The organism is Wenyingzhuangia gracilariae (genome assembly GCF_056387575.1).
In genome coordinates this window covers 633,262-656,367 of record NZ_CM150748.1, presented here as the reverse complement: position 1 = coordinate 656,367, position 23,106 = coordinate 633,262, and the positions used below count along the sequence as shown (strand labels likewise).

Genomic DNA, 23,106 nt, shown 5'->3' with positions numbered 1-23,106 from the left:
AGCGTTGGCTTTTCGCGTTGGCAAAAAAATAAATGTGCTGTTTGTGTGGTTGGCTTTTTTAGTTCAAATGTTCAATTTTAGCTCGATTTTCGCATTACTTACAACTTAAAAGTATATGAAAAGTAGCGAATTTTAAAGCACTAACTTTTCGTTACTATATATAGTATAAATTTAGAAAAATAAACCATTGATATCACAGGAATACCGCTATTTTTTATATACACTGTTGTGTTTAGTATCATGTCACTATTCTCATTTGTCGAAGACATTATTTTTATCTATTTGATACGGAGTATCTCCGAACACGTTGCTACGAGCTATAAAACGCTTCCCCAAGTTTTTACTTTTCAGTATATATTCTTTATTTAGGAATAAGGAATGTCTGCTGAAAATTCTATCGAAGGCTACTAACATTTATGCCATTCTTTTTATCTTTTCAATTTTATTCAATAAAAAATAATCTTGTTATAAAACTATAAATACTTGATTTTTAAATATTTATTGAATAACTTCAAACTGTTGTACGTTCCAACGTACTGAGAGCGAGCTCTCAACGATGCAATCGAACAGTTTGATGATAGGTAAATTCATTCTTCATTTTACCTATCAAAAGATAAAAAGAGTGGCTTCGTTATCACATACCTTCGATAGAAGCTAAAAAAATGGGGGAGTCCTTAGCTTCGGAGATATTAAACACCAACGGTTTTGGCTAGGGTTAGTGTGGGAGTAGATAAATCAGAGATTTATCAGACACGCACTAAGCTAAAGCCTTTTTTTAGTTTTATTTTATGTCAAAAAGCTAAATCAAAAAGGATTTAGCGACCTAGTAAATATACACAAAACATCGAGAATAAAATCAAGCCCACATTAACTTTAGCCGTTGTTAGCCACCGTTTTTTATTCGTTTTATATTTTTTATCAGACTTCCAATTCCAATTACAAAAAATAATCCCGAAAGGAATTGCCAAAATGAAAATCCATCTAGTTTCCAAATTAGAATGATTGTCATAATTCCAGTCAAAAGTGTAATTACTATTCCGATTCTAAAATTTTCTTTGTCATAAAAACCAATTTGATAGAAAATTCCTTTTTTTTCTTTTTTATTGTCGCTACTAAAAATCAAAGTTAGTCCAGTTAAACAACAAAATAAAGTCAAAATTATCCAACCATTAAATTCGTTGGAGCTTTTAAATATGTCAAGAGTCCAAAATCCGAAACCTACAAATACCGCAATTCCAACAAAAAAATTTGTCAAATTTTCAGTTCGGTCTTCAAATGCTTTTTTAAGCTTATAATTTATTTTCTCTTCAATTTCGGAGCTCTCAAATTTGTCATTTGATTTTAATTTTTCCAAAATCTCTAAATCAAGTTTCAGTTCCTGTTTTCTTTTTATAGAGGCAAAACTTTCTCTTAATTTTCCAAATGCAGCAATTACTCCAATTATTCCAACAAATACCTTTATGTAAGTTTCTATGTTATTTAAATTTTCCAATGCTATTTTTCAAATTGTGGCTAACTTAAAAGTATATGAAAAGTAGCGAATTTTAAAGCACTAACTTTTCGTTACTATATATAGTATAAATTTAGAAAAATAAACCATTGATATCACAGGAATACCGCTATTTTTTATATACACTGTTGTGTTTAGTATCATGTCACTATTCTCATTTGTCGAAGACATTATTTTTATCTATTTGATACGGAGTATCTCCGAACACGTTGCTACGAGCTATAAAACGCTTCCCCAAGTTTTTACTTTTCAGTATATATTCTTTATTTAGGAATAAGGAATGTCTGCTGAAAATTCTATCGAAGGCTACTAACATTTATGCCATTCTTTTTATCTTTTCAATTTTATTCAATAAAAAATAATCTTGTTATAAAACTATAAATACTTGATTTTTAAATATTTATTGAATAACTTCAAACTGTTGTACGTTCCAACGTACTGAGAGCGAGCTCTCAACGATGCAATCGAACAGTTTGATGATAGGTAAATTCATTCTTCATTTTACCTATCAAAAGATAAAAAGAGTGGCTTCGTTATCACATACCTTCGATAGAAGCTAAAAAAATGGGGGAGTCCTTAGCTTCGGAGATATTAAACACCAACGGTCTCGGCTAGGCTTTGTGCGGGCTTGAAAATCGGCCAGATTTTCGATTACGTACTAAGCCGAAGCTTTTTGTTTGGATTTGTTTCTTTGGTTTCACAAAGCCAAATCAACAAGATTTGGCGACTTAGTAAATATACACAAAACTTTGAAGTTAGCACAAAACCCGCATGAAGTTTAGCCGGTGTTGTGTGTAGTTATTTTAATCTGATTTGTTTCATAGTATTATATAAGTTAATATTACCGTATTTATCTCGACACTTAATAAATCCATACACTTCAAAGGTTTTAATATCAACTGTGTCTAATATTTTTATTCCTTTAGAGTCGTAACAAATATTTCTATTATAGTGATAAACATTTTTAGAATCCGAAGAAATTCCTCCGCTTTTAGGATATACATTTAAATTATCATATTCGGATGATGGTACTTTGATATTATTAATGAAATAATTACAACCATCTCTTGTCCAACGTCTATACTTATTTTCAATACCGTCGTGAAAAACAAACTCAAAATTTTCAACAGAACAAACATTTAAAGCTTGATTTCTATAATAGATATCTTTATAATCTTTAGAGTAATAATTATCGATTATTTCAAACTGTTTGCTACTAGAATTTGTTATTGAATCACCATAATAATAAGCTCTATTTTTATCGATAGAGTATCCTCTTTTTATTCTTTTAAATGAATTTGGATCGGCACCATTAATAATTTTTCTTTTAAAAAAGACAAAATTTTTATCTTTTCCATAACTACCACTTATGTGCTTGAAAGAATTTTTATCGGCTCTGTTAATTTTTTTCTCAACTCTACCTTGTGCAGCATTCCATTCTATAAAATATACACCGTCATCACGAATATCATATGGAGAACAACCCGTGAGTGATAGTATTACTATTAAAAAGATAAATATTTTGAATGCACTTTTTTTTGTCATAATTACACACAACTTAAAAGTATATGAAAAGTAGCGAATTTTAAAGCACTAACTTTTCGTTACTATATATAGTATAAATTTAGAAAAATAAACCATTGATATCACAGGAATACCGCTATTTTTTATATACACTGTTGTGTTTAGTATCATGTCACTATTCTCATTTGTCGAAGACATTATTTTTATCTATTTGATACGGAGTATCTCCGAACACGTTGCTACGAGCTATAAAACGCTTCCCCAAGTTTTTACTTTTCAGTATATATTCTTTATTTAGGAATAAGGAATGTCTGCTGAAAATTCTATCGAAGGCTACTAACATTTATGCCATTCTTTTTATCTTTTCAATTTTATTCAATAAAAAATAATCTTGTTATAAAACTATAAATACTTGATTTTTAAATATTTATTGAATAACTTCAAACTGTTGTACGTTCCAACGTACTGAGAGCGAGCTCTCAACGATGCAATCGAACAGTTTGATGATAGGTAAATTCATTCTTCATTTTACCTATCAAAAGATAAAAAGAGTGGCTTCGTTATCACATACCTTCGATAGAAGCTAAAAAAATGGGGGAGTCCTTAGCTTCGGAGATATTAAACACCAACGGTTTTGTATAAAAATCAGTTTGGGAGAAAACGTCGAAGACTTTTCGAACCGAGCGATTTTTATGTTTAAAAGTACAGAACTTTGGAGTACGAACCAAACCCAAATTGTTTTTATGCGGTGTTAGCCTGCGTATTTTTCAATCTTTGAAAAATATTTCAGCAAGAGATAATTTTTTAGAATTAAAAACTTAAACTTTCAGCTTTTAAGATTTCTTTTTTGGGTTTTCTTTTTTAGAATTAGCTTTATTGATTTTATGATCAGCGTTTAAAATACTCTTAAATTAAATTTCAACACTAATTTTCAAAAATAATCTATCGATTAAGAAACAACTTTGTATAAATAAAAACTTCTCAAGCTTATTTTAAACTACTTTCTCAGTGTTTAAAAAACTTTCAATGAAATAATGTTTTCTCGACTACTTTTTTGCTTAGCAACGATTTATAAAGATATTTATCGATTAGAAATAAACTATCAACAAGTTCTTAAACAACTGAATAAAAAAACAGCGAGCTAACCGAAAAATACCTTTAAACGACTTTTTCAAAATAATTGTAAAAATCTTTCAGCTATTAAATTTTTTATATAAAGAGAATAATAAAGTAGGGAAGTGGTTTACTTTTAGTTTTAGCGGTTCTGACCTATGCTGGCTAACGGGTTTGGCTAAGCTTAGTGTGGGAGTTGATAAATCAAAGATTTATCGGACGAGCCACTTAGCTTAGACTTATTTTAGTTTTTATCTTCGTCAGTTAAAACTAATCAAATAAGTTTAAGCGGACAAAGTAAAGAAGTCAAAACTTAGAGAAAGGAATAAAAACCCACATTAAGTTTAGCCGTTGTTAGGCTACGTTATTTCATGTAATAAATTTATGTATTTCTTTCACGTATTTCTTTCTTTGATACCAATCGTTATAAACAAGTTCAAATTCATTTACTTTAAAAGTTCCAAATTCGTAATTAACATTTTCTTCTAAAAAATTTAATAATTTCCTTTTTTGACTTAATTCCTTTCTAAATCGCACAATCGTAGAATGAGCTGTTTGTATTGAATACCTTTTGTCTATACTTTGCTCCAAATTAGAGTTTTTAAATTCTTTTCTTAACCTGTCTCTAATTTCATTTAGTTCGTTATTATCCATAAATCCCTGAATCATAATTCCAGAAGTCGAGGCAGTAATTCCTCTAAAAGATATATTTAAATCTTTCTTTTCAATAAGACACTTTTTGGTCAACTCAATATATTTTTCTAAATCAATAGTACTTATATCAAATCCTTCATAACAAGAAATGATTGACATAACAGTAATATGGATATCAGAATTTGGATAAAAATATTGATTAGGTTCAATTTCCTTAATATCTTTAATAAACCTCTGTATTCTATTCTTTATTTCAGTTGGAGGTCTTATTAAGAGAGTTATTCCAAACCTATTGTCTTTGTTAGAATCTATTAAATTATCAATTTCGTAGTTTTCGGAAGAGATTTTACTTATTGATTCATTATAAAGTTTTTTATAGTGACTTTCCAGATTCATTAATCAAAAAATTTCAAATTATTACGGATGTTTTTTTAATGTAGCCTAACGGTTTTGGCTAGGCTTTGTGCGGGGTTGAAAATCGCCAAGATTTTCGAACACGGACTAAGCCGAAGCTTTTTGTTTGGATTTGTTTCTTTGGTTTCACAAAGCCAAATCAACAAGATTTGGCGACTTAGTAAATATACACAAAACTTTGAAGTTGGCACAAAACCCGCATGAAGTTTAGCCGGTGTTGCCAGTAGTTTTTTTTATTCGTTTAGTAAAAATCATAATATAAACTCCATTCATTAGTTTGGTCGTTTTTAGCAAACATTAAACTTCCACTATCGATTACATTAAGGTTTATTTTTTCGTCAGATGTTATTTGGAATACAAATTCAAATCCGTCTCCAAATCCATCGTAAATTCCAATTCCAGATTGACAATAGGAAGGAAATCCACCTATTTTATGTTCATACTGATGAAAGTCAGCTATATCATAATAATCTTCAATTTCTCCATTGTTTTCAAGTTCGATTATTTTGTCTTCTAATTCGTCTGATAAACCACCACCATCCCAAATAGGACAATCTTGCCTTTTTTCGGCTTTTAGAGGAAATGGATTAATAAAAGATTTTGGATTTGATAAATCTTTATTCTCAATTTCGTCTAAACTATTGTATTCTCTTATTACCCAATTTTCTCCCATTTTTTCTAAACATTCTGGATATTCATTTGAGATAAAAACAGTTAATATTTTTGTATTCGATATTTTCGGATGAATGAATGGTAAATTCGGGATATAAATTTGAGCCAAAGGAAACATTAATTCTCCGTTCTTGTCGGTTGGAATAGTTTCCTCTGCTTTGTATGCTGAAACTTTTCCAATCCAACTTTCTTGAATGGTATTTTCAGGTCTAAATCCTCCAACAGTAAAAACAGTAGTGTTTTTTGAAATTTTATCTTTTACTTCCTTAATTGTCAATTTCGCTCTTTTTTATTACTGGCAACTTGTTTATATATGGTTTGTTGCGTGGTTTAAGCACCTAATTTAGCAAATAAAAACCGAATAGAAAATCCGCGAGGATTTTCGTAAGTAAGCAAAAAGCCAGCAATAAATTATATATGGTGTTGGCAATAGTATTTTTTATTTAATTCAAATTTCTTTTAAATTTTTTAGAGTTTCAATTTTTGGAATTTCTATAGTTTCAGATTTTCCGTCAATTGAGTAAAATTCTAATTCAGTCGGCATTTTGTCAGTTCCGAATAATGATATTCCAATTAATTCTCCGCTTTTACCTTTTCCAGCGTAATCTATTATTAAATTTCCGTTTTGAATTTCCGAGTCAAATGTTTTTCCAAATATTACAGTCGGACACTTTCCACAACCACATCTTGCAATTACTTTCAGATTTCCGATTAGATTTGTCCATTCCGCTTTTTCTTTTTCAAACAAGTATGTCAGAAATTCAATTTCGTATTTTGTCAATTCTCGTTTGTTTGGAATACTATATTTCATTTTTAAGAATCTATATTTTCGGTAAAATTCAAAATTAATTCAATTGTATTCCAATTTTCTACAGAGTCAATTGCTATTCTATTTATTAGTTTTTTTTCTTTTTTGAAAACTTTCAAAGTATTGATTGACTTAATAATTTCAACGATTCTTTGAAGTGCAACATCTTTATTATATTCTTTACTTTCAGTAAGAATTTCAACAAATTTTATTTTCTGTTCTTCGAATGTCATATATTATTGCCAACGGTTTTGTATAAAAATCAGTTTGGGCGAAAACGTCGAAGACTTTTCGAACCGAGCGATTTTTATAGTTTAAAAGTACAGAACATTGGGAAAGAAACCAAACCCAAATTGTTTTTATGCGTTGTTAACTTTTGCAATTTTATAAGTTTCAGTTTATTTTGAACTTTCATTGAAACTTAGCGTAGTTACTAAAAATTCAGCGTTGCTACTGTTTCATTAAGCGGAAAGAGTAATTTCAGCAAAATTATAGTTTTATTAAATTTTTCATTTTTAAAAAACTTTCAAAGTATAATTTTTTGCATTGCTACTGTTTCATTAAACGCAAGAGTTATTTCAGCGTTGCTACTTTAAAATTCAGCGTAACCACGATTTAGAATAAGAAATCTTTCAGTAAGTTAAAATTTCTCAACAAGTAAAAAGTTATTAGATCTTAAGTTTATAAATTTTCAGCAAGCAAAAAGTTTAGTAAAAAAGTAGGAGAGACGTGGTTTCAATTTTCTAAGAATCTTTATAATTTCTGAAACTGCTAAAAATTCGACCGAATTTTACTATTGTTAAAGTTAACGGTTTTGTATAAAAATCAGTTTGGGCGAAAACGTCGCAGACTTTTCGAACCGAGCGATTTTTAAGTTTAAAAGTACAGAACTTTGGAGTATGAACCAAACCCAAATTGTTTTTATGCGTTGTTAACTTTTGCAATTTTATAAGTTTCATTTTATTTTGAACTTTCATTGAAACTTAGCGTAGTTACTAAAAATTCAGCGTTGCTACTGCTTCACTAAGCGGAAAGAGTAATTTCAGCAAAATTATAGTTTTGTTAAATTTTTCATTTTTAAAAGGCTTTCAAAGCATAACTTTTTACTTAACTACTGCTTCATTAAACGCAAGAGTTATTTCAGCGTTGCTACTTTAAAATTCAGCGTAACCACGATTTACAAAAAGAAACTTATCAGTAAGTTAAAATTTCTCAACAAGTAAAAAGCTATTAGTTTTTAAGTTTATGAATTTTCAGCAAGCAAAAAATTTAGTGAAAAAGTAGGAGTGGCGTGGTTTCAATTTTCTAAGAATCTTTATAATTTCTGAAACTGCTAAAAATTCGACCGAATTTTACTATTGTTAAAGTTAACGGTTTTGGCTAAGCTTAGTGTGGGAGTTGATAAATCGACAAGATTTTCGAGAACGGACTAAGCCGAAGCTTTTTGTTTGGATTTGTTTTTTGTGGTTACACAAAGCCAAATCAACAAGATTTGGCGACTTAGTAAATATACACAAAACTTTGAAGTTTGCACAAAACCCGCATGAAGTTTAGCCGGTGTTGTATGCAGTTTTTTTATTCAATTTCTTCTAATGTCGCAATTAATTTCGGTGCAATATCTTTCACAAAATCTACTTGCTTTTCAGATACATCTTCTCCGTGAATTCCGTAATTCGAAATTGCAATGACTTCCCTCAATGGATAGTAAACATCTTTAGTTATTATTCTGTTATCTGTCAAATCTCTCAAAATATGTGTAACTGAAGTTTTTCGTCTTTCTTGTTGACTTCCAATTGAATATTCCCATATTCGTCTCAACTCGTTTTCAATTCTGAATCTTGTTGCAAATAGAAACTGATTCGATTCTGGCACATTAAAAGTATTCTTCGGTTTAGATTCTGGATTTATTCCTTTATTTTTAAGGATATTATCTAAAATTTTCGAGTATTTATCTTCTAAATCTTGAATTTTATTGTCAGCGGTTGGTGTTAAGTTTATTGTCGGATTAAATGTGTTTTTATTGCTTATCTCATTTTTCACTTCATTAATTTGACTTTTAAGTTCGTCAATTGATTGCTTTAACTTAATTCCGAAAATACTTATCTCTTGAAATAATGGTGCTAACATCAATGAGACCCAAATTATAAATACAAAAACATCAAAGGGAACGGATTTCCCTGAAATAATATCTTCATATCTTAATTGAAGTGTTCGTGTGGTAATTCCGATTAGAACAATCCACCAAACAATTTTAAGCCACTTCGGTATTTTCATATTTATTCAATTTTTTTTGGTCAAATTGCATACAACGGTTTTGGCTAGGATTAGTACGGGAAGAAAAGGAGCATAGCCTTTTCGAACACGGACTAAGCCGAAGCCTTTTTTTTGGTTTTAATTTTCTTATTACAAAGCCAAATCAAAAAGGATTTGGCGACTTAGTAAATATACACAAAACTTTGAGTAAGCACCAAAACCCGTATTAATTTTAGCCGGTGTTGGCTAACGGTGTTTTATTTAACCCTTTCATAATTTTTAGTTCCTGCTCCAATTGCAAATCGACTTAATGATAGTATTCCATTTTCTTTAATATTTATATATAGAGGTGCTTTTTTTTCTAAAAAGTGTAATTCGGCTCCCCAAAGACGTGAATATTTTAAATAAAATTTACTCTCTTTAATCAATTTATTGTTTTTGATAAACTTGATTTTTTTGTCTTTCGTGAAAATTATTTCTTCACTAGTTTTTGTCTTATAATCTTCGTTAAAACAAATTCCAGAGATGCTATCAAGTTTCCATTTTCCGTTAAGCTGATTATAACTGATCATGCTTTGTTTAAAATCAATATTCTTAATCCGCTGGAACGCTAATAATGATAATATAGACTTCTTATTTTCTTTCGCAAAATTTAAGTACTCACTCGAGATAATAGAATCTTTTGTTTTCAAATAATTAAGATTCAAATCTTTCACATATTTTTGATTCTTTAAATCAAGAATTGAATCTAGAATTTTATCTTTTATTGCTATTTTCTCAAATTTGACTGTGGGTAATAAATTCAGTGAATCTATTATATTCTCAAGTTTTGATATTTTGTTAGTCAGTATATCATTTTGAAGTTTTAACTCCTCATTTTTCCGATTACAAGAAAATAAAATTGAAATCGATAATGTTAAAAATATAATCTTCTTTTTCATTAGAACGATTTTTACTGTTTGCCAACTTAAAAGTATATGAAAAGTAGCGAATTTTAAAGCACTAACTTTTCGTTACTATATATAGTATAAATTTAGAAAAATAAACCATTGATATCACAGGAATACCGCTATTTTTTATATACACTGTTGTGTTTAGTATCATGTCACTATTCTCATTTGTCGAAGACATTATTTTTATCTATTTGATACGGAGTATCTCCGAACACGTTGCTACGAGCTATAAAACGCTTCCCCAAGTTTTTACTTTTCAGTATATATTCTTTATTTAGGAATAAGGAATGTCTGCTGAAAATTCTATCGAAGGCTACTAACATTTATGCCATTCTTTTTATCTTTTCAATTTTATTCAATAAAAAATAATCTTGTTATAAAACTATAAATACTTGATTTTTAAATATTTATTGAATAACTTCAAACTGTTGTACGTTCCAACGTACTGAGAGCGAGCTCTCAACGATGCAATCGAACAGTTTGATGATAGGTAAATTCATTCTTCATTTTACCTATCAAAAGATAAAAAGAGTGGCTTCGTTATCACATACCTTCGATAGAAGCTAAAAAAATGGGGGAGTCCTTAGCTTCGGAGATATTAAACACCAACGGGTTTGTATATGAAAAGTTGCGTGTTGAGTTGCTATATTTTCAATATTAAAACTAAAGTAATAAAAAAGTGCAAAAATTTATGTCTTGCACTTTGTGAGCTATTTTTTATATACGTTGTTACCTACTTTTATTTAGTTAAAATTAATTTGATAGGTTTAAAATCAACAATACTGTGATTTGTGTTTTTCATGTACTCTTCGTACAATTTCATAGATGTTATTTTTCGTATCTCAGAATTATCTATTGTAGAAAATAATACTTTTTTACAATATACTCCATCAGATTTTAAAGTGTTTTCTATTTCAATATATTCTTCCTCTGCTAATGAACTACTAGCAAATCTTTTTTGTAAAGCTTTTTTTATACCTTCTATACCAAGTTTGTGTTTTGGATTTACTTGATAATATTCGATATATACTATTTGAAGGCCTTTTAATATTGAATTAACATAGTAGTCATTACTAGCTAAAATAGAAGTATCATTAGTTAATTTTTCAGTAAACCCTTTCATATTTAAATGATTAAAAAGAATAGTTGAATTATTAGGGTCTAATTCAAATAGATGTTTTCTCAGAGAGTTATTTATTGTGTAATCTATTTCGAATTTTTTTATAATATTATCATTTTCAGGAATATGATTAGCTCTATTTAATTTTAATCTTTCTAATAATTCCATATTAGTATATGCATCAGGTCCACTTTTTCCAGCAAATGATCCACCTTCAATATTATAAGATTCAGATTCAATTTCATTAATTAAATTAGGACGAAATTTATCTGACCCTAAATTATATATGCTACCAATTTTTATTTCAGATGTATTAGGAACAATAATTTGTATTATTTCTTCATTATATTTTTCAAGATTATTAAATTCTTCATTCGTTAAGTTATCTTCATTATCACAGGATACAATTAGTAAAAGACTAAATATTGTAATAAATAATTTCTTTTTTTTCATAAAAATTTCACTTTGTTTTTTTCGTTATTTAATTGTAGGTAACGGTTAGTATAAGAATAGTAAGGGATTAAAAATGCACTTACTTTCGGTTTAGCACTTAGCCAAATTTACAATTTTACTGTTATTTTTCTTTTAACCGTCAAATTGTAAATTTGGCGTACTTTGTTAATATGAACCAACTTTGGGTTTGGCACTTGACCCTTATTATTTTTATACATTGTTACCTGCTGGCTTTTCCTAGCTCGTTTAAATATGCTTTGTATTCTATAAATTCTGTGTCTTTTGAATTAATTGATAAGAGGTAGTTTATTCTACCAATTAAGTTTTTTAAATAATATGACTTAGACTCTTTTGTTTTAATTAAATGATTTTCAAGACCAAATTTCTTAATATAAAACATTTCATTTCTAATTTTATTACGTTTGTATTTAGGTACTTGAGCTTTTTTATTGACGACAATACCTGAAATGATTTGAGGTTGATTTTGTTTCATCAAGTTTATTTTATCATTATTTAATTTCAAACCTAATTTCTTTAGTTCTGACCTTACTAATTTTATTAATGCAGTTTTCTTAATCTCGCCAGAAAATGCTAAATCATCTGCGTATCGGGTATATTTTAGCTCATTTTCAGCACAATACTTTGATATTGTATTGTCAAAATCTATAAGTACTATGTTAGAAATATATGGACTAGTTGGAGCTCCTTGCGGTAACTCACCTTCTAAAAAACAAAGTTTAGTTAATAGGTTAGAGATTATTTTAGAATATCCAATTTCTAAGAAAATATTTTCTACTAGACTGAATGAAATTGTATTGAAAAACTTTTTGACATCAAGTGTCAATACAGTTTTCTCGTTTGTATGGTATTTAACGTGGTCTTTTATACTTCTATTGGGAATATATCCTTTTGCATATTTGCTTACTTTATGTTGGTATAAAATATTAGTTAATATCCAATTTTGAATTTCTTTCAAGCTAGGAAGTGGTTCTAATAAGGTTCTAGTTCCACCACTTTTTTTTGTAATACTAAATTTTCTGTAAAAATACTTTGTATGAAGAACAGCCCTTTTTAGATAGTTTTTATTGTAACCAACTAAAGAACTTAAGTGCGAAGTATTATAAATTACTGGAAATCCTTTTGAAATTATTGGTTCAGCATAGGCTAAACACTTTTGGATATTATCTTCTGAATAGCCATTATTAATAGCTTTTTCTGTAAATCCTTTTTTATATTTATTAAAATTATTATTCATTATTTAAATCCTTTAGAGCGGGGGACTACACAGAGCCCCCGTTCGGAATAAAGGAGATTTTGAAATTTTAAATATCTCTGATTTTAAAATTTTAAAAGCTCCTTAAGCTTGAAATTATGTTCACAATACGGGTAAGTGACATCACCACCCAAATTTCATATGGATTCAAAAATGAATTTCATTTTGATTAGGCAAAAATATAAAATCTTTTTCCAATTTTGGGATTTTACTATTGTTTTCTGCCTCTATCCATAAATCTTTGTTTATTACCTTGTATCTTTCATCTAGTTCTTTTATTTTTTTTAGTCCTTTATCTGAGATTGCTACTAAACTATTTTCATAACTAATAAATTCTTTTGTTATAGCTAGTTTAGTTAATTCTGCAATTTCTTTAAAGGTTAATCCTTTGCGTGTTAACCGTTTTATATCACCATTACTTTTAATGATATTCAATAATGTATATAAATTATGTTCTTCCATTGTATTAACTTCTAGGAAATGGTGCTTTAAATTTCTCACCATTTTTCTTATGTTCTTTCCAAAAAATAGGAAATGTATTGTCGGGAGTTCTAATCATTGTTACTAGAGCTTCTGATTGTTCATAACCAAATGAGAAATGACTACCGCCTGGTATTAATTTTTCAATTTCTTCCATTATTCTAGTTTTTTCTTCTAAAATAGGAGATTTATAATGTTGAGATATTTCTTTTTTAACAATATCACTAGAATACGAGTTGATATTAAGTGAGTTTAAGTGTTCTAATGATTCTTCTTGAAGCATAATTGAAGCAACTACAACATTTTTATTTGAAACTGATTTGTTTTTTAATACTTCATTCAAAGTCGATTTTAATGTTTCACCTGAACCGACATAGTCATCTACTAAGAGAAGTAATTCATTTTCTTTTAACTTTAAATTTTCTTCTTTTATTAAATCAAACTTATTTAACTCTTTAAAATTTATTTTATCATATTCATCTAAAAATGGTTTTATCCCACGAATCATATATATAATAGTGTTCCCACTTTTTATTTTTTCCTCATCCTCTGGTTTTATAATAGGGAATAAGTAAATTGTTTTTATACCGTCTAATTGTTTTTCATAAAGACCTTTGAGCATTTTCGTTAACCTAGAATTATATTCGTTTAAAGTAATCCATTTATAACGTTCAGTCAATTCAAAAATTAATTCTGTTTGTTCCTCTGATAAGTTGTCGGTTAACTTGCAAAAATTCTCAAAAACTTTTTGATTTCCGTCAATTTCATTCCATTTCTTGTCAGAAAACAAAGAATATAATTTCATTACAATATCAATATGTATTTTTTTTTTCAAATTTCTCTATTTTTCTTGCGCTTGCAGGTAACTTAAAAGTATATGAAAAGTAGCGAATTTTAAAGCACTAACTTTTCGTTACTATATATAGTATAAATTTAGAAAAATAAACCATTGATATCACAGGAATACCGCTATTTTTTATATACACTGTTGTGTTTAGTATCATGTCACTATTCTCATTTGTCGAAGACATTATTTTTATCTATTTGATACGGAGTATCTCCGAACACGTTGCTACGAGCTATAAAACGCTTCCCCAAGTTTTTACTTTTCAGTATATATTCTTTATTTAGGAATAAGGAATGTCTGCTGAAAATTCTATCGAAGGCTACTAACATTTATGCCATTCTTTTTATCTTTTCAATTTTATTCAATAAAAAATAATCTTGTTATAAAACTATAAATACTTGATTTTTAAATATTTATTGAATAACTTCAAACTGTTGTACGTTCCAACGTACTGAGAGCGAGCTCTCAACGATGCAATCGAACAGTTTGATGATAGGTAAATTCATTCTTCATTTTACCTATCAAAAGATAAAAAGAGTGGCTTCGTTATCACATACCTTCGATAGAAGCTAAAAAAATGGGGGAGTCCTTAGCTTCGGAGATATTAAACACCAACGGTTTTGGCTAGGCTTTGTGCGGGCTTGAAAATCGGCCAGATTTTCGAACACGCAACTAAGCCGAAGCTTTTTGTTTGGTTTTGTTTCTTTTTGTTTCACAAAGCCAAATCAACAAGATTTGGCGACCTAGTAAATATACATAAAACTTTGAAGTAAGCACAAAACCCGCATGAAGTTTAGCCGGTGTTGGCTGTAGTTTTTTATTTCAGATTTTCGAGTAATTTGTATTTTTCATTAACAAGATTTGATCTTTTCTTTCCGACAGGTTCATTTTTTAATTCTGTTTCAATTTTAATGAATTTATTAGCAAAATCGTAAAATGTTTCAGTTGTTGTAAAGTTTTTCAACCATTTAGTAAAATCATTGAGTTCTTCTTGGTTTTTCGAATATTTTAAATTTTCTACTAAACTTGAGTATTCCCAATTTGAACTTTCGGACTTATCAAAGTGTAGTAATTCATTTCCTAAAAACATGTCAATTAAATAAGTATTAGAATAAAATGTTTCTAAAGCTTTTTTCTCAGCAAGTTTAATTTTTTTCTTTTTGAAAAGGGTAATTGTCCATTCAAAGAGAAATATTGGAAATCCAGAATCTTCAGGGAAGTTTTTGTCAAACCAATTAAAATATCTTAGAGCTCCAGAATAATCGTTTAATTTTAAATATAATTCTGGTGGTAAATATCTAAGTCCTCTACCGTCATGATAAAATCCTCCCCAATGTTTTTTATCTGCAGCAAGTTCATGTTTAATTTTTTTGATTTTATTTTGAATTCTTTCGACTTGTTTTGGAGTCATTTTTCGGTCGTTTTTAATTACAGCCAACGGTTTTGGCTATGGTTTGTGTGGTGCGGGAAATCGCTAGATTTTCAGGAACGCACAAAGCTGAAGCCTTTTTTTTAGTTTTAAATTTTATTGTCAAAAGCTAAATCAAAAAGGATTTAGCGACCTAGTAAATATAGAAAAAACTTTGAAGTTAAAAACAGACACCACATGAACTTTAGCCGGTGTTACCCTATCGTATTTTAACTACTGGAATTTTTCGGTAAATAGAAATATTAGGAGAGTTACTAATTTTAATTTTCGAGAAGTTTTAATTTCTTATTTAAAAGAAAATTCTTTTCAGTTTTCAAGGAATAAAAACCTTTCATTAAAAACTAACTATTTTGGAAGCAAAATTCTTAAAACTCAACGTAGCTACGAATTCATTTTCAGCGTTTTTAAAGTTCTTTTTTATCTTGTGATAAACTTTCAAGTAAAAGTTTTAAAAATTCAGCAAAGCTACTTAAACAGTGGACTTAAGAACTATTTATTTTCTAGAAAATTATCGTGAAAAGAATTTTAGGAGAAATTACTGAACCAACAAGCAATGGAAATTTGAATACGTATTGTAGAAAAAGTTTCAAAGCTTAGAAATATTAATTTTTGGAATTTACCCACACTGATTCCCAAACTTTATTTTTGGAATTTTTTCGACTATGTAGGGTAACTTAAAAGTATATGAAAAGTAGCGAATTTTAAAGCACTAACTTTTCGTTACTATATATAGTATAAATTTAGAAAAATAAACCATTGATATCACAGGAATACCGCTATTTTTTATATACACTGTTGTGTTTAGTATCATGTCACTATTCTCATTTGTCGAAGACATTATTTTTATCTATTTGATACGGAGTATCTCCGAACACGTTGCTACGAGCTATAAAACGCTTCCCCAAGTTTTTACTTTTCAGTATATATTCTTTATTTAGGAATAAGGAATGTCTGCTGAAAATTCTATCGAAGGCTACTAACATTTATGCCATTCTTTTTATCTTTTCAATTTTATTCAATAAAAAATAATCTTGTTATAAAACTATAAATACTTGATTTTTAAATATTTATTGAATAACTTCAAACTGTTGTACGTTCCAACGTACTGAGAGCGAGCTCTCAACGATGCAATCGAACAGTTTGATGATAGGTAAATTCATTCTTCATTTTACCTATCAAAAGATAAAAAGAGTGGCTTCGTTATCACATACCTTCGATAGAAGCTAAAAAAATGGGGGAGTCCTTAGCTTCGGAGATATTAAACACCAACTTAAAAGTATATGAAAAGTAGCGAATTTTAAAGCACTAACTTTTCGTTACTATATATAGTATAAATTTAGAAAAATAAACCATTGATATCACAGGAATACCGCTATTTTTTATATACACTGTTGTGTTTAGTATCATGTCACTATTCTCATTTGTCGAAGACATTATTTTTATCTATTTGATACGGAGTATCTCCGAACACGTTGCTACGAGCTATAAAACGCTTCCCCAAGTTTTTACTTTTCAGTATATATTCTTTATTTAGGAATAAGGAATGTCTGCTGAAAATTCTATCGAAGGCTACTAACATTTATGCCATTCTTTTTATCTTTTCAATTTTATTCAATAAAAAATAATCTTGTTATAAAACTATAAATACTTGATTTTTAAATATTTATTGAATAACTTCAAACTGTTGTACGTTCCAACGTACTGAGAGCGAGCTCTCAACGATGCAATCGAACAGTTTGATGATAGGTAAATTCATTCTTCATTTTACCTATCAAAAGATAAAAAGAGTGGCTTCGTTATCACATACCTTCGATAGAAGCTAAAAAAATGGGGGAGTCCTTAGCTTCGGAGATATTAAACACCAACGTTTTTGTATAAGGTTAGTGTGGGAGTTGATAATCGCTAGATTATCAGCCTAGCACTAAGCTTATACTTATTTTGTGTTTTTATCTTAGTCGACCTAAAAATACTTAAATAAGTAGAAGTGACATAGTAAAAAGACACAAACCTTTGGAGTAAACCATAAAAACCCACATTAACTTTATACGGTGTTGTATGTAGGTGTTTATATGGAATCGGTTAGTTTTAAATAATAATAGATTATCGGTATAGAAATTATAATCGTTATTGTCCAAATAATTCTGTTTTTAATCTTTGCCTTAGCCTTAGTTTTTTTCTTAAATTTTATAAGTTCATCATCCGACATTTTTAAAAAATCAAAATCCTCTGACGGTTCTTTCTCTCCAAAATAAAGTTTTCTCTTTTTGCGAGCTCTATATAAAAGAGATTTTTTATGATTTTCTTGGGCTGCATTTCTTTTTTGAAACTGTGAAAAATGTCCATTCATAGATGTCCTATCTCTTTATCAAGTATGAATTAAAGGATTTCACGGCTCTGTTTTCTTGATTCCAAAATAATATTGGAATAATAAAGCTAATTGTCCCAATTGCACCAAAATACATCCATAATCCAATCGTAACAACTATTCCAGTAAGAATTCCAAGTACAATAATCATTTTATTATTTTGAGCTTTGACATCATTGATATGTATTTTCTCAACGACTCCGCAATGTGGGCAGTTTATATCAAATTCTCTAGATTTTTCCATTTGTAAATCATGTCTAGTTTGAGAAAATGATTTAACTTTTATTTCCTCTCTGCATGATCTACAATGTGTATATAATTTCATAAATCTGTTTTAAATAATTTTTCTGCGCACTTACATACAACTTAAAAGTATATGAAAAGTAGCGAATTTTAAAGCACTAACTTTTCGTTACTATATATAGTATAAATTTAGAAAAATAAACCATTGATATCACAGGAATACCGCTATTTTTTATATACACTGTTGTGTTTAGTATCATGTCACTATTCTCATTTGTCGAAGACATTATTTTTATCTATTTGATACGGAGTATCTCCGAACACGTTGCTACGAGCTATAAAACGCTTCCCCAAGTTTTTACTTTTCAGTATATATTCTTTATTTAGGAATAAGGAATGTCTGCTGAAAATTCTATCGAAGGCTACTAACATTTATGCCATTCTTTTTATCTTTTCAATTTTATTCAATAAAAAATAATCTTGTTATAAAACTATAAATACTTGATTTTTAAATATTTATTGAATAACTTCAAACTGTTGTACGTTCCAACGTACTGAGAGCGAGCTCTCAACGATGCAATCGAACAGTTTGATGATAGGTAAATTCATTCTTCATTTTACCTATCAAAAGATAAAAAGAGTGGCTTCGTTATCACATACCTTCGATAGAAGCTAAAAAAATGGGGGAGTCCTTAGCTTCGGAGATATTAAACACCAACGGGTTTGTATAAAAATCAGTTTGGGAGAAAACGTCGAAGACTTTTCGAACCGAGCGATTTTTATAGTTTAAAAGTACAGAACATTGGGAAAGAAACCAAACCCAAATTGTTTTTATACGGTGTTAGTTTTTAGCAATTTTTTAAGTTTCAGCATTATTTGAATTTTCATTGAAACTTAGCGTAGTTACTAAAAATTCAGCGTTGCTACTGCTTCACTAAGCGGAAAGAGTAATTTCAGCAAAACTATAGTTTTATTAAATTTTTCATTTTTAAAAGACTTTCAAAGCATAATTTTTTGCATTGCTACTGTTTCATTAAACGCAAGAGTTATTTCAGCGTTGCTACTTTAAAATTCAGCGTAACCACGATTTACAAAAAGAAATCTTTCAGTAAGTTAAAATTTATCAACAAGTAAGAAGCAATTAGATCTTAAGTTTATAAATTTTCAGCAAGTAAAAAGTTTAGTGAAAAAGTAGGAGAGACGTGGTTTCAATTTTCTAAGAATCTTTATAATTTCTAAAACTGCTAAAAATTCGACCGAATTTTACTATTGTTAAAACTAACGGTTTTGGCTAGGCTTTGTGCGGGCTTGAAAATCGACAAGATTTTCGGACACGGACTAAGCCGAAGCTTTTTGTTTGGATTTGTTTCTTTTGGTTTCACAAAGCCAAATCAACAAGATTTGGCGACTTAGTAAATATACACAAAACTTTGAAGTTGGCACAAAACCCGCATGAAGTTTAGCCGGTGTTGGGGTACGTTTTTTTATTCAGGAAATTAGAAAGGATTTATCTACTATAATCCATCTGTCTACGTCTTTTTTAATTATAAAAATCACTTTTCTATCATCTTCATTTCCGTAATTAATTTGAGTAATTAAAAAACCATAATTTTTATCTTTATTAAATATGATTTTTGAGAATTTTATACAAGCTATTAGGTTTGAATTATTCTCTTTTTTCCATTCCCAAATTAAATTTTCAGGAGGATATTTAGAACTATAGTCAAATTTAAAAAGTTTAGAATGATTGAATTTTTTTAAGTCAATTTTATAATTCAAATTTATGTTTTCAAGGTTTCTATAAAATTTAATTTCTGATTTGTGTTCTTTTTCATATTTCCAAATTAAATCTTCTTCAGAATATTTATTTAATTTGATATTCATTTTTTCTCTAATAATTTGTGTTTCATTATCTGAAATTTCTTGAATGCTATCAACAATAAGTATTAATCTTTTATCACTCTTTTTAGGTATAGGTCTATCGGTAACATCTGCGTAATAATATGTCCCATCTTTTGCTTTAATTCTTTGAAAATAACCAGCGTTAGGAGGAGATGGTGGTGGAGGTGGTGGAATGATTTGTTTCAATATTTCGAAAAAAATGTCAGACATTATTTTCTTTTCTAAATCTATATTTTCATTAGAGTATTGAAAACTAGATAAAATTAAAAAAACTAAAATGTATAATGTCTTTCTCATTTTTTTAATGTACCCCAACGGTTTTGGCTAGGCTTTGTGCGGGTGAAAATCGACAAGATTTTCGGACACGGACTAAGCCTAAGCTTTTTGTTTGGATTTGTTTTTTGTGGTTACACAAAGCCAAATCAACAAGATTTGGCGACTTAGTAAATATACACAAAACTTTGAGAAAGCACAGAACCCGCATGAAGTTTAGCCGGTGTTAACTACTGGCTATTTCTTTTTATTATGAGCATTTCATTTCCTCCTTTCTGAAATTCATAATTTACTTTTTCGATTTTTAGTAAATAATTTTTTTCAAAATGTAAAATAATATCATCTAACATTTCTGATTTCTCAGCATTTAAATTCAATATAGGAAATATTCGAACTTCTTTACAGACTCTCAACATTTCCTCCAAAGCTTCAATATGGAAGTTAATTCCAAGATTCGGATATAATAATAGGAAATGAGAACTTAAACCTAAGTCAAATATTTGTTCTTTAAAAGTTAGTTTTTCAGGTAAAGCATGGTGTATATATCTTCCATCTTTTTTTCCTTTTGAAAAATCTTTCAAGAAGTCATTCATAGAATTTATTCTTAAACTTTCTAATTCATCAGGATTTTTAATATTCTTCCAAGTAAAATTATTAGGATTATTTTTAACCTGTTTCATTACTTGTTTTCTAACGACCTCAAAACGTTCTTTAAGTTGATTTTCAGAGTATTGATATATTAAGTCTACTGAAACACATTTTTTTCCAATGCTATTTAATTCAGAGTTAAAACTAGCAGGACCATCTCCAAAACTAATTATGTTTTTATCTAAGTCATTTTCAGATAGATTAAACATTTCTTTATATTCTTTTAAATTTCGTCCCCAAGGAACTACTTTGTCTAATTCGAATTTCATTTTATTCGCTTGTAGTTAACGGTTTTGGCTAGGCTTTGTGCGGGCTTGAAAATCGACAAGATTTTCGAACACGGACTAAGCCGAAGCTTTTTGTTTGGATTTGTTTTTTGTGGTTACACAAAGCCAAATCAACAAGATTTGGCGACTTAGTAAATATACACAAAACTTTGAAGTAAGCACAGAACCCGCATGAAGTTTAGCCGGTGTTGGGCAATGTTTTACGACATTATATAATCGTAAAATTCTTTTCCATGAATACTTAGATAAGGATATCCCACTTCATTAATTGTTGTAACATCTATAAAAACTAAATTAGACAATTCTTGTCTCAGATGATAACTAATACTTGAATTGTTAGGAGAAGTTAATTTATCAATTTCTTTACCTTCAAACCCTGTTTTTATTTCACCATTAACGAATTTATAGTTTTCGTTTAAGTAATATAAAATAATGATATGTATTTCTGATATTCTGTCAAGGTAGGTTAAAAATAAAGTTTGTTTATTAAAAGAATATTTTTCTTTCAATGAGTTTACAACAATATTTTGTAGAATTAATTTTCTTTTAGGTAAATGTGTTTTCGCGGCTCTTTGTGAAGCTTCAATTAAAATTGATATGAATTCTTCATTCTTAGATAGTTTTTCAATAATTGTTTTTGAATTTTCACCTTCAATTAATTCTATACGTTCAGAAATTTCATTCATCCAGATATCCATTCCTGTTGTTAATCTTGGTTTCAGACCCAATTCAACAATTTCTCCGATAAGACTTCCTGCAAAAGGAACTATTCCTCCAATAGATTTTGCAACACTAATAATAATATCGTTTTTATTGTTTTTTGGTAAATTACTCATTATTATTTTTTTCTAATATTGCCCAACGGTTTTGGCTAGGCTTTGTGCGGGTGAAAATCGACAATATTTTCGAACACGTACTAAGCCGAAGCTTTTTGTTTGGATTTGTTTCTTTGATTTCACAAAGCCAAATCAACAAGATTTGGCGACCTAGTAAATATACACAAAACTTTGAAGTAAGCACAAAACCCGCATGAAGTTTAGCCGGTGTTAGGCACTGGCTTTATTATTCAATGAATATTTTTTTAAATTCAAGTTGCTCTGTTTCAAAATAATATTCTTTTAGAATATCATAATTTTTAACATCATAATCATCCAGAATAAATAAAAATCTGATTATTTTTTTATTATCAATTATTTGATTTGAAATTGGAAAATAGTGTCTGTAAGCTTTATAATTACTTTCATAGTAATATTTTTTAAAATCATTTTTATTTCTCCTTCTTAGAGATTTACTTTTGTCCCATTTTTCTTTAAAAATTTGTATTTCGGATTCAACTTTCTTTATATTATTTTCAATATCTATTAAAATCCTTTTATTAGATAATTTGTCAAATCGGTCATCTAATTCTCCGTCTGAAAAAATATCAATTAAAACGACTTTTTCATTGTATTCGTTTAGTGAATTTTTGATTTTTATGTATTCAGCTTTATCAAATATAAGATATTTGACACTTCTTGTAGATTTCCAATCTTCTTTTATTGTTGGGTATTCATAATATCCAGATTCTTTATTAATTAGTAATACATAATATGGAATATCTTTTAATAATATTTTATTTATTGTCATTGAATCTAAATTTCTATGAGCAAATGAATATCTCATTGATGCTGATTTATAATAAATCATATTCTGATTTTCTATCCATTTACCATTATCATCGTCAAAATACCATCCTTTAACTTTTTTTAGAAAATTAGTGTTTTTTACTTCCGATATTGTTTTTGTGTTAGTTCTGTCTTGACTAAAACTCGTATTTGTTGCCATTAATATAACAAATAGTACAAAGTGATTTTTTAATGAATTCATTATGCTTGTTAATTTTAAT

General features: G+C 28.6%; 19 protein-coding genes. All 19 read right to left on the bottom strand.

Features of this window, described 5'->3' with window-relative positions; genetic code table 11:
* Positions 1-883 precede the first annotated feature (883 nt).
* Positions 884-1,492 (bottom strand): hypothetical protein, encoded by a 609-nt coding sequence (locus ACY2IJ_RS02660; RefSeq protein WP_476725625.1) that lies wholly within the window; start codon positions 1,490-1,492, stop codon positions 884-886.
* An 816-nt stretch (positions 1,493-2,308) separates the two neighbouring features.
* Complete coding sequence (locus ACY2IJ_RS02655) at positions 2,309-3,055, bottom strand: DKNYY domain-containing protein (protein WP_476725624.1); 747 nt, start codon at positions 3,053-3,055, stop codon at positions 2,309-2,311.
* Between the two features lie 1,461 nt (positions 3,056-4,516).
* Positions 4,517-5,197, bottom strand: coding sequence for a 2'-5' RNA ligase family protein (locus tag ACY2IJ_RS02650; RefSeq protein WP_476725623.1), 681 nt, complete (start codon positions 5,195-5,197; stop codon positions 4,517-4,519).
* A 259-nt stretch (positions 5,198-5,456) separates the two neighbouring features.
* Positions 5,457-6,164, bottom strand: a complete 708-nt coding sequence (locus tag ACY2IJ_RS02645; protein WP_476725622.1) for a DUF1963 domain-containing protein — start codon at positions 6,162-6,164, stop codon at positions 5,457-5,459.
* A gap of 171 nt (positions 6,165-6,335) precedes the next feature.
* Positions 6,336-6,698, bottom strand: coding sequence for a hypothetical protein (locus tag ACY2IJ_RS02640; protein WP_476725621.1), 363 nt, complete (start codon positions 6,696-6,698; stop codon positions 6,336-6,338).
* Positions 6,699-6,700: 2 nt separating this feature from the next.
* Positions 6,701-6,928 carry a hypothetical protein gene (locus tag ACY2IJ_RS02635; RefSeq protein WP_476725620.1) on the bottom strand — a complete coding sequence of 76 codons (228 nt, stop codon included), beginning with the start codon at positions 6,926-6,928 and terminating at the stop codon, positions 6,701-6,703.
* A gap of 1,342 nt (positions 6,929-8,270) precedes the next feature.
* Positions 8,271-8,969 carry a hypothetical protein gene (locus ACY2IJ_RS02630; protein WP_476725619.1) on the bottom strand — a complete coding sequence of 233 codons (699 nt, stop codon included), beginning with the start codon at positions 8,967-8,969 and terminating at the stop codon, positions 8,271-8,273.
* A gap of 236 nt (positions 8,970-9,205) precedes the next feature.
* Positions 9,206-9,889 carry a hypothetical protein gene (locus ACY2IJ_RS02625; protein WP_303457010.1) on the bottom strand — a complete coding sequence of 228 codons (684 nt, stop codon included), beginning with the start codon at positions 9,887-9,889 and terminating at the stop codon, positions 9,206-9,208.
* Positions 9,890-10,640: 751 nt separating this feature from the next.
* Positions 10,641-11,474: a hypothetical protein gene (locus tag ACY2IJ_RS02620; protein WP_476725618.1), complete on the bottom strand. Its 834-nt coding sequence runs from the start codon at positions 11,472-11,474 to the stop codon at positions 10,641-10,643.
* Between the two features lie 220 nt (positions 11,475-11,694).
* A complete protein-coding gene (locus tag ACY2IJ_RS02615; protein WP_476725617.1) occupies positions 11,695-12,729 on the bottom strand; it encodes a reverse transcriptase family protein in 1,035 nt (344 codons plus the stop codon).
* Between the two features lie 165 nt (positions 12,730-12,894).
* On the bottom strand, positions 12,895-13,209 hold the full coding sequence (locus ACY2IJ_RS02610; protein WP_476725616.1) for a hypothetical protein: 315 nt from the start codon (positions 13,207-13,209) through the stop codon (positions 12,895-12,897).
* A gap of 4 nt (positions 13,210-13,213) precedes the next feature.
* Complete coding sequence (locus ACY2IJ_RS02605; RefSeq protein ID WP_476725615.1) at positions 13,214-14,062, bottom strand: phosphoribosyltransferase-like protein; 849 nt, start codon at positions 14,060-14,062, stop codon at positions 13,214-13,216.
* Between the two features lie 829 nt (positions 14,063-14,891).
* Positions 14,892-15,485, bottom strand: coding sequence for a hypothetical protein (locus tag ACY2IJ_RS02600; RefSeq protein ID WP_457829572.1), 594 nt, complete (start codon positions 15,483-15,485; stop codon positions 14,892-14,894).
* A gap of 2,083 nt (positions 15,486-17,568) precedes the next feature.
* On the bottom strand, positions 17,569-17,850 hold the full coding sequence (locus ACY2IJ_RS02595; RefSeq protein WP_476725614.1) for a hypothetical protein: 282 nt from the start codon (positions 17,848-17,850) through the stop codon (positions 17,569-17,571).
* A 7-nt stretch (positions 17,851-17,857) separates the two neighbouring features.
* The gene (locus ACY2IJ_RS02590; RefSeq protein WP_476725613.1) at positions 17,858-18,193 is read right to left on the bottom strand and encodes a hypothetical protein; all 336 of its coding nucleotides are present in this window, start codon (positions 18,191-18,193) and stop codon (positions 17,858-17,860) included.
* Between the two features lie 1,406 nt (positions 18,194-19,599).
* Positions 19,600-20,310, bottom strand: a complete 711-nt coding sequence (locus ACY2IJ_RS02585; RefSeq protein ID WP_476725612.1) for a hypothetical protein — start codon at positions 20,308-20,310, stop codon at positions 19,600-19,602.
* A 206-nt stretch (positions 20,311-20,516) separates the two neighbouring features.
* Positions 20,517-21,203 (bottom strand): hypothetical protein, encoded by a 687-nt coding sequence (locus tag ACY2IJ_RS02580; RefSeq protein WP_476725611.1) that lies wholly within the window; start codon positions 21,201-21,203, stop codon positions 20,517-20,519.
* A gap of 218 nt (positions 21,204-21,421) precedes the next feature.
* A complete protein-coding gene (locus ACY2IJ_RS02575; protein ID WP_476725610.1) occupies positions 21,422-22,057 on the bottom strand; it encodes a hypothetical protein in 636 nt (211 codons plus the stop codon).
* Positions 22,058-22,283: 226 nt separating this feature from the next.
* Positions 22,284-23,087: a hypothetical protein gene (locus ACY2IJ_RS02570; protein ID WP_476725609.1), complete on the bottom strand. Its 804-nt coding sequence runs from the start codon at positions 23,085-23,087 to the stop codon at positions 22,284-22,286.
* Between the last annotated feature and the right edge of the window lie 19 nt (positions 23,088-23,106).

Excerpts from the sequence above, each read along its gene's own strand:
- ACY2IJ_RS02585 (WP_476725612.1), bottom strand. The coding sequence starts at position 20,310 with ATGAGAAAGACATTATACATTTTAGTTTTTTTAATTTTATCTAGTTTT.
- ACY2IJ_RS02580 (WP_476725611.1), bottom strand. The coding sequence starts at position 21,203 with ATGAAATTCGAATTAGACAAAGTAGTTCCTTGGGGACGAAATTTAAAA.
- ACY2IJ_RS02625 (WP_303457010.1), bottom strand. The coding sequence starts at position 9,889 with ATGAAAAAGAAGATTATATTTTTAACATTATCGATTTCAATTTTATTT.
- ACY2IJ_RS02635 (WP_476725620.1), bottom strand. The coding sequence starts at position 6,928 with ATGACATTCGAAGAACAGAAAATAAAATTTGTTGAAATTCTTACTGAA.
- ACY2IJ_RS02650 (WP_476725623.1), bottom strand. The coding sequence starts at position 5,197 with ATGAATCTGGAAAGTCACTATAAAAAACTTTATAATGAATCAATAAGT.
- ACY2IJ_RS02590 (WP_476725613.1), bottom strand. The coding sequence starts at position 18,193 with ATGAAATTATATACACATTGTAGATCATGCAGAGAGGAAATAAAAGTT.
- ACY2IJ_RS02570 (WP_476725609.1), bottom strand. The coding sequence starts at position 23,087 with ATGAATTCATTAAAAAATCACTTTGTACTATTTGTTATATTAATGGCA.
- ACY2IJ_RS02640 (WP_476725621.1), bottom strand. The coding sequence starts at position 6,698 with ATGAAATATAGTATTCCAAACAAACGAGAATTGACAAAATACGAAATT.
- ACY2IJ_RS02615 (WP_476725617.1), bottom strand. The coding sequence starts at position 12,729 with ATGAATAATAATTTTAATAAATATAAAAAAGGATTTACAGAAAAAGCT.
- ACY2IJ_RS02610 (WP_476725616.1), bottom strand. The coding sequence starts at position 13,209 with ATGGAAGAACATAATTTATATACATTATTGAATATCATTAAAAGTAAT.
- ACY2IJ_RS02600 (WP_457829572.1), bottom strand. The coding sequence starts at position 15,485 with ATGACTCCAAAACAAGTCGAAAGAATTCAAAATAAAATCAAAAAAATT.
- ACY2IJ_RS02575 (WP_476725610.1), bottom strand. The coding sequence starts at position 22,057 with ATGAGTAATTTACCAAAAAACAATAAAAACGATATTATTATTAGTGTT.
- ACY2IJ_RS02655 (WP_476725624.1), bottom strand. The coding sequence starts at position 3,055 with ATGACAAAAAAAAGTGCATTCAAAATATTTATCTTTTTAATAGTAATA.
- ACY2IJ_RS02630 (WP_476725619.1), bottom strand. The coding sequence starts at position 8,969 with ATGAAAATACCGAAGTGGCTTAAAATTGTTTGGTGGATTGTTCTAATC.
- ACY2IJ_RS02620 (WP_476725618.1), bottom strand. The coding sequence starts at position 11,474 with ATGAAAAAAAAGAAATTATTTATTACAATATTTAGTCTTTTACTAATT.
- ACY2IJ_RS02595 (WP_476725614.1), bottom strand. The coding sequence starts at position 17,850 with ATGAATGGACATTTTTCACAGTTTCAAAAAAGAAATGCAGCCCAAGAA.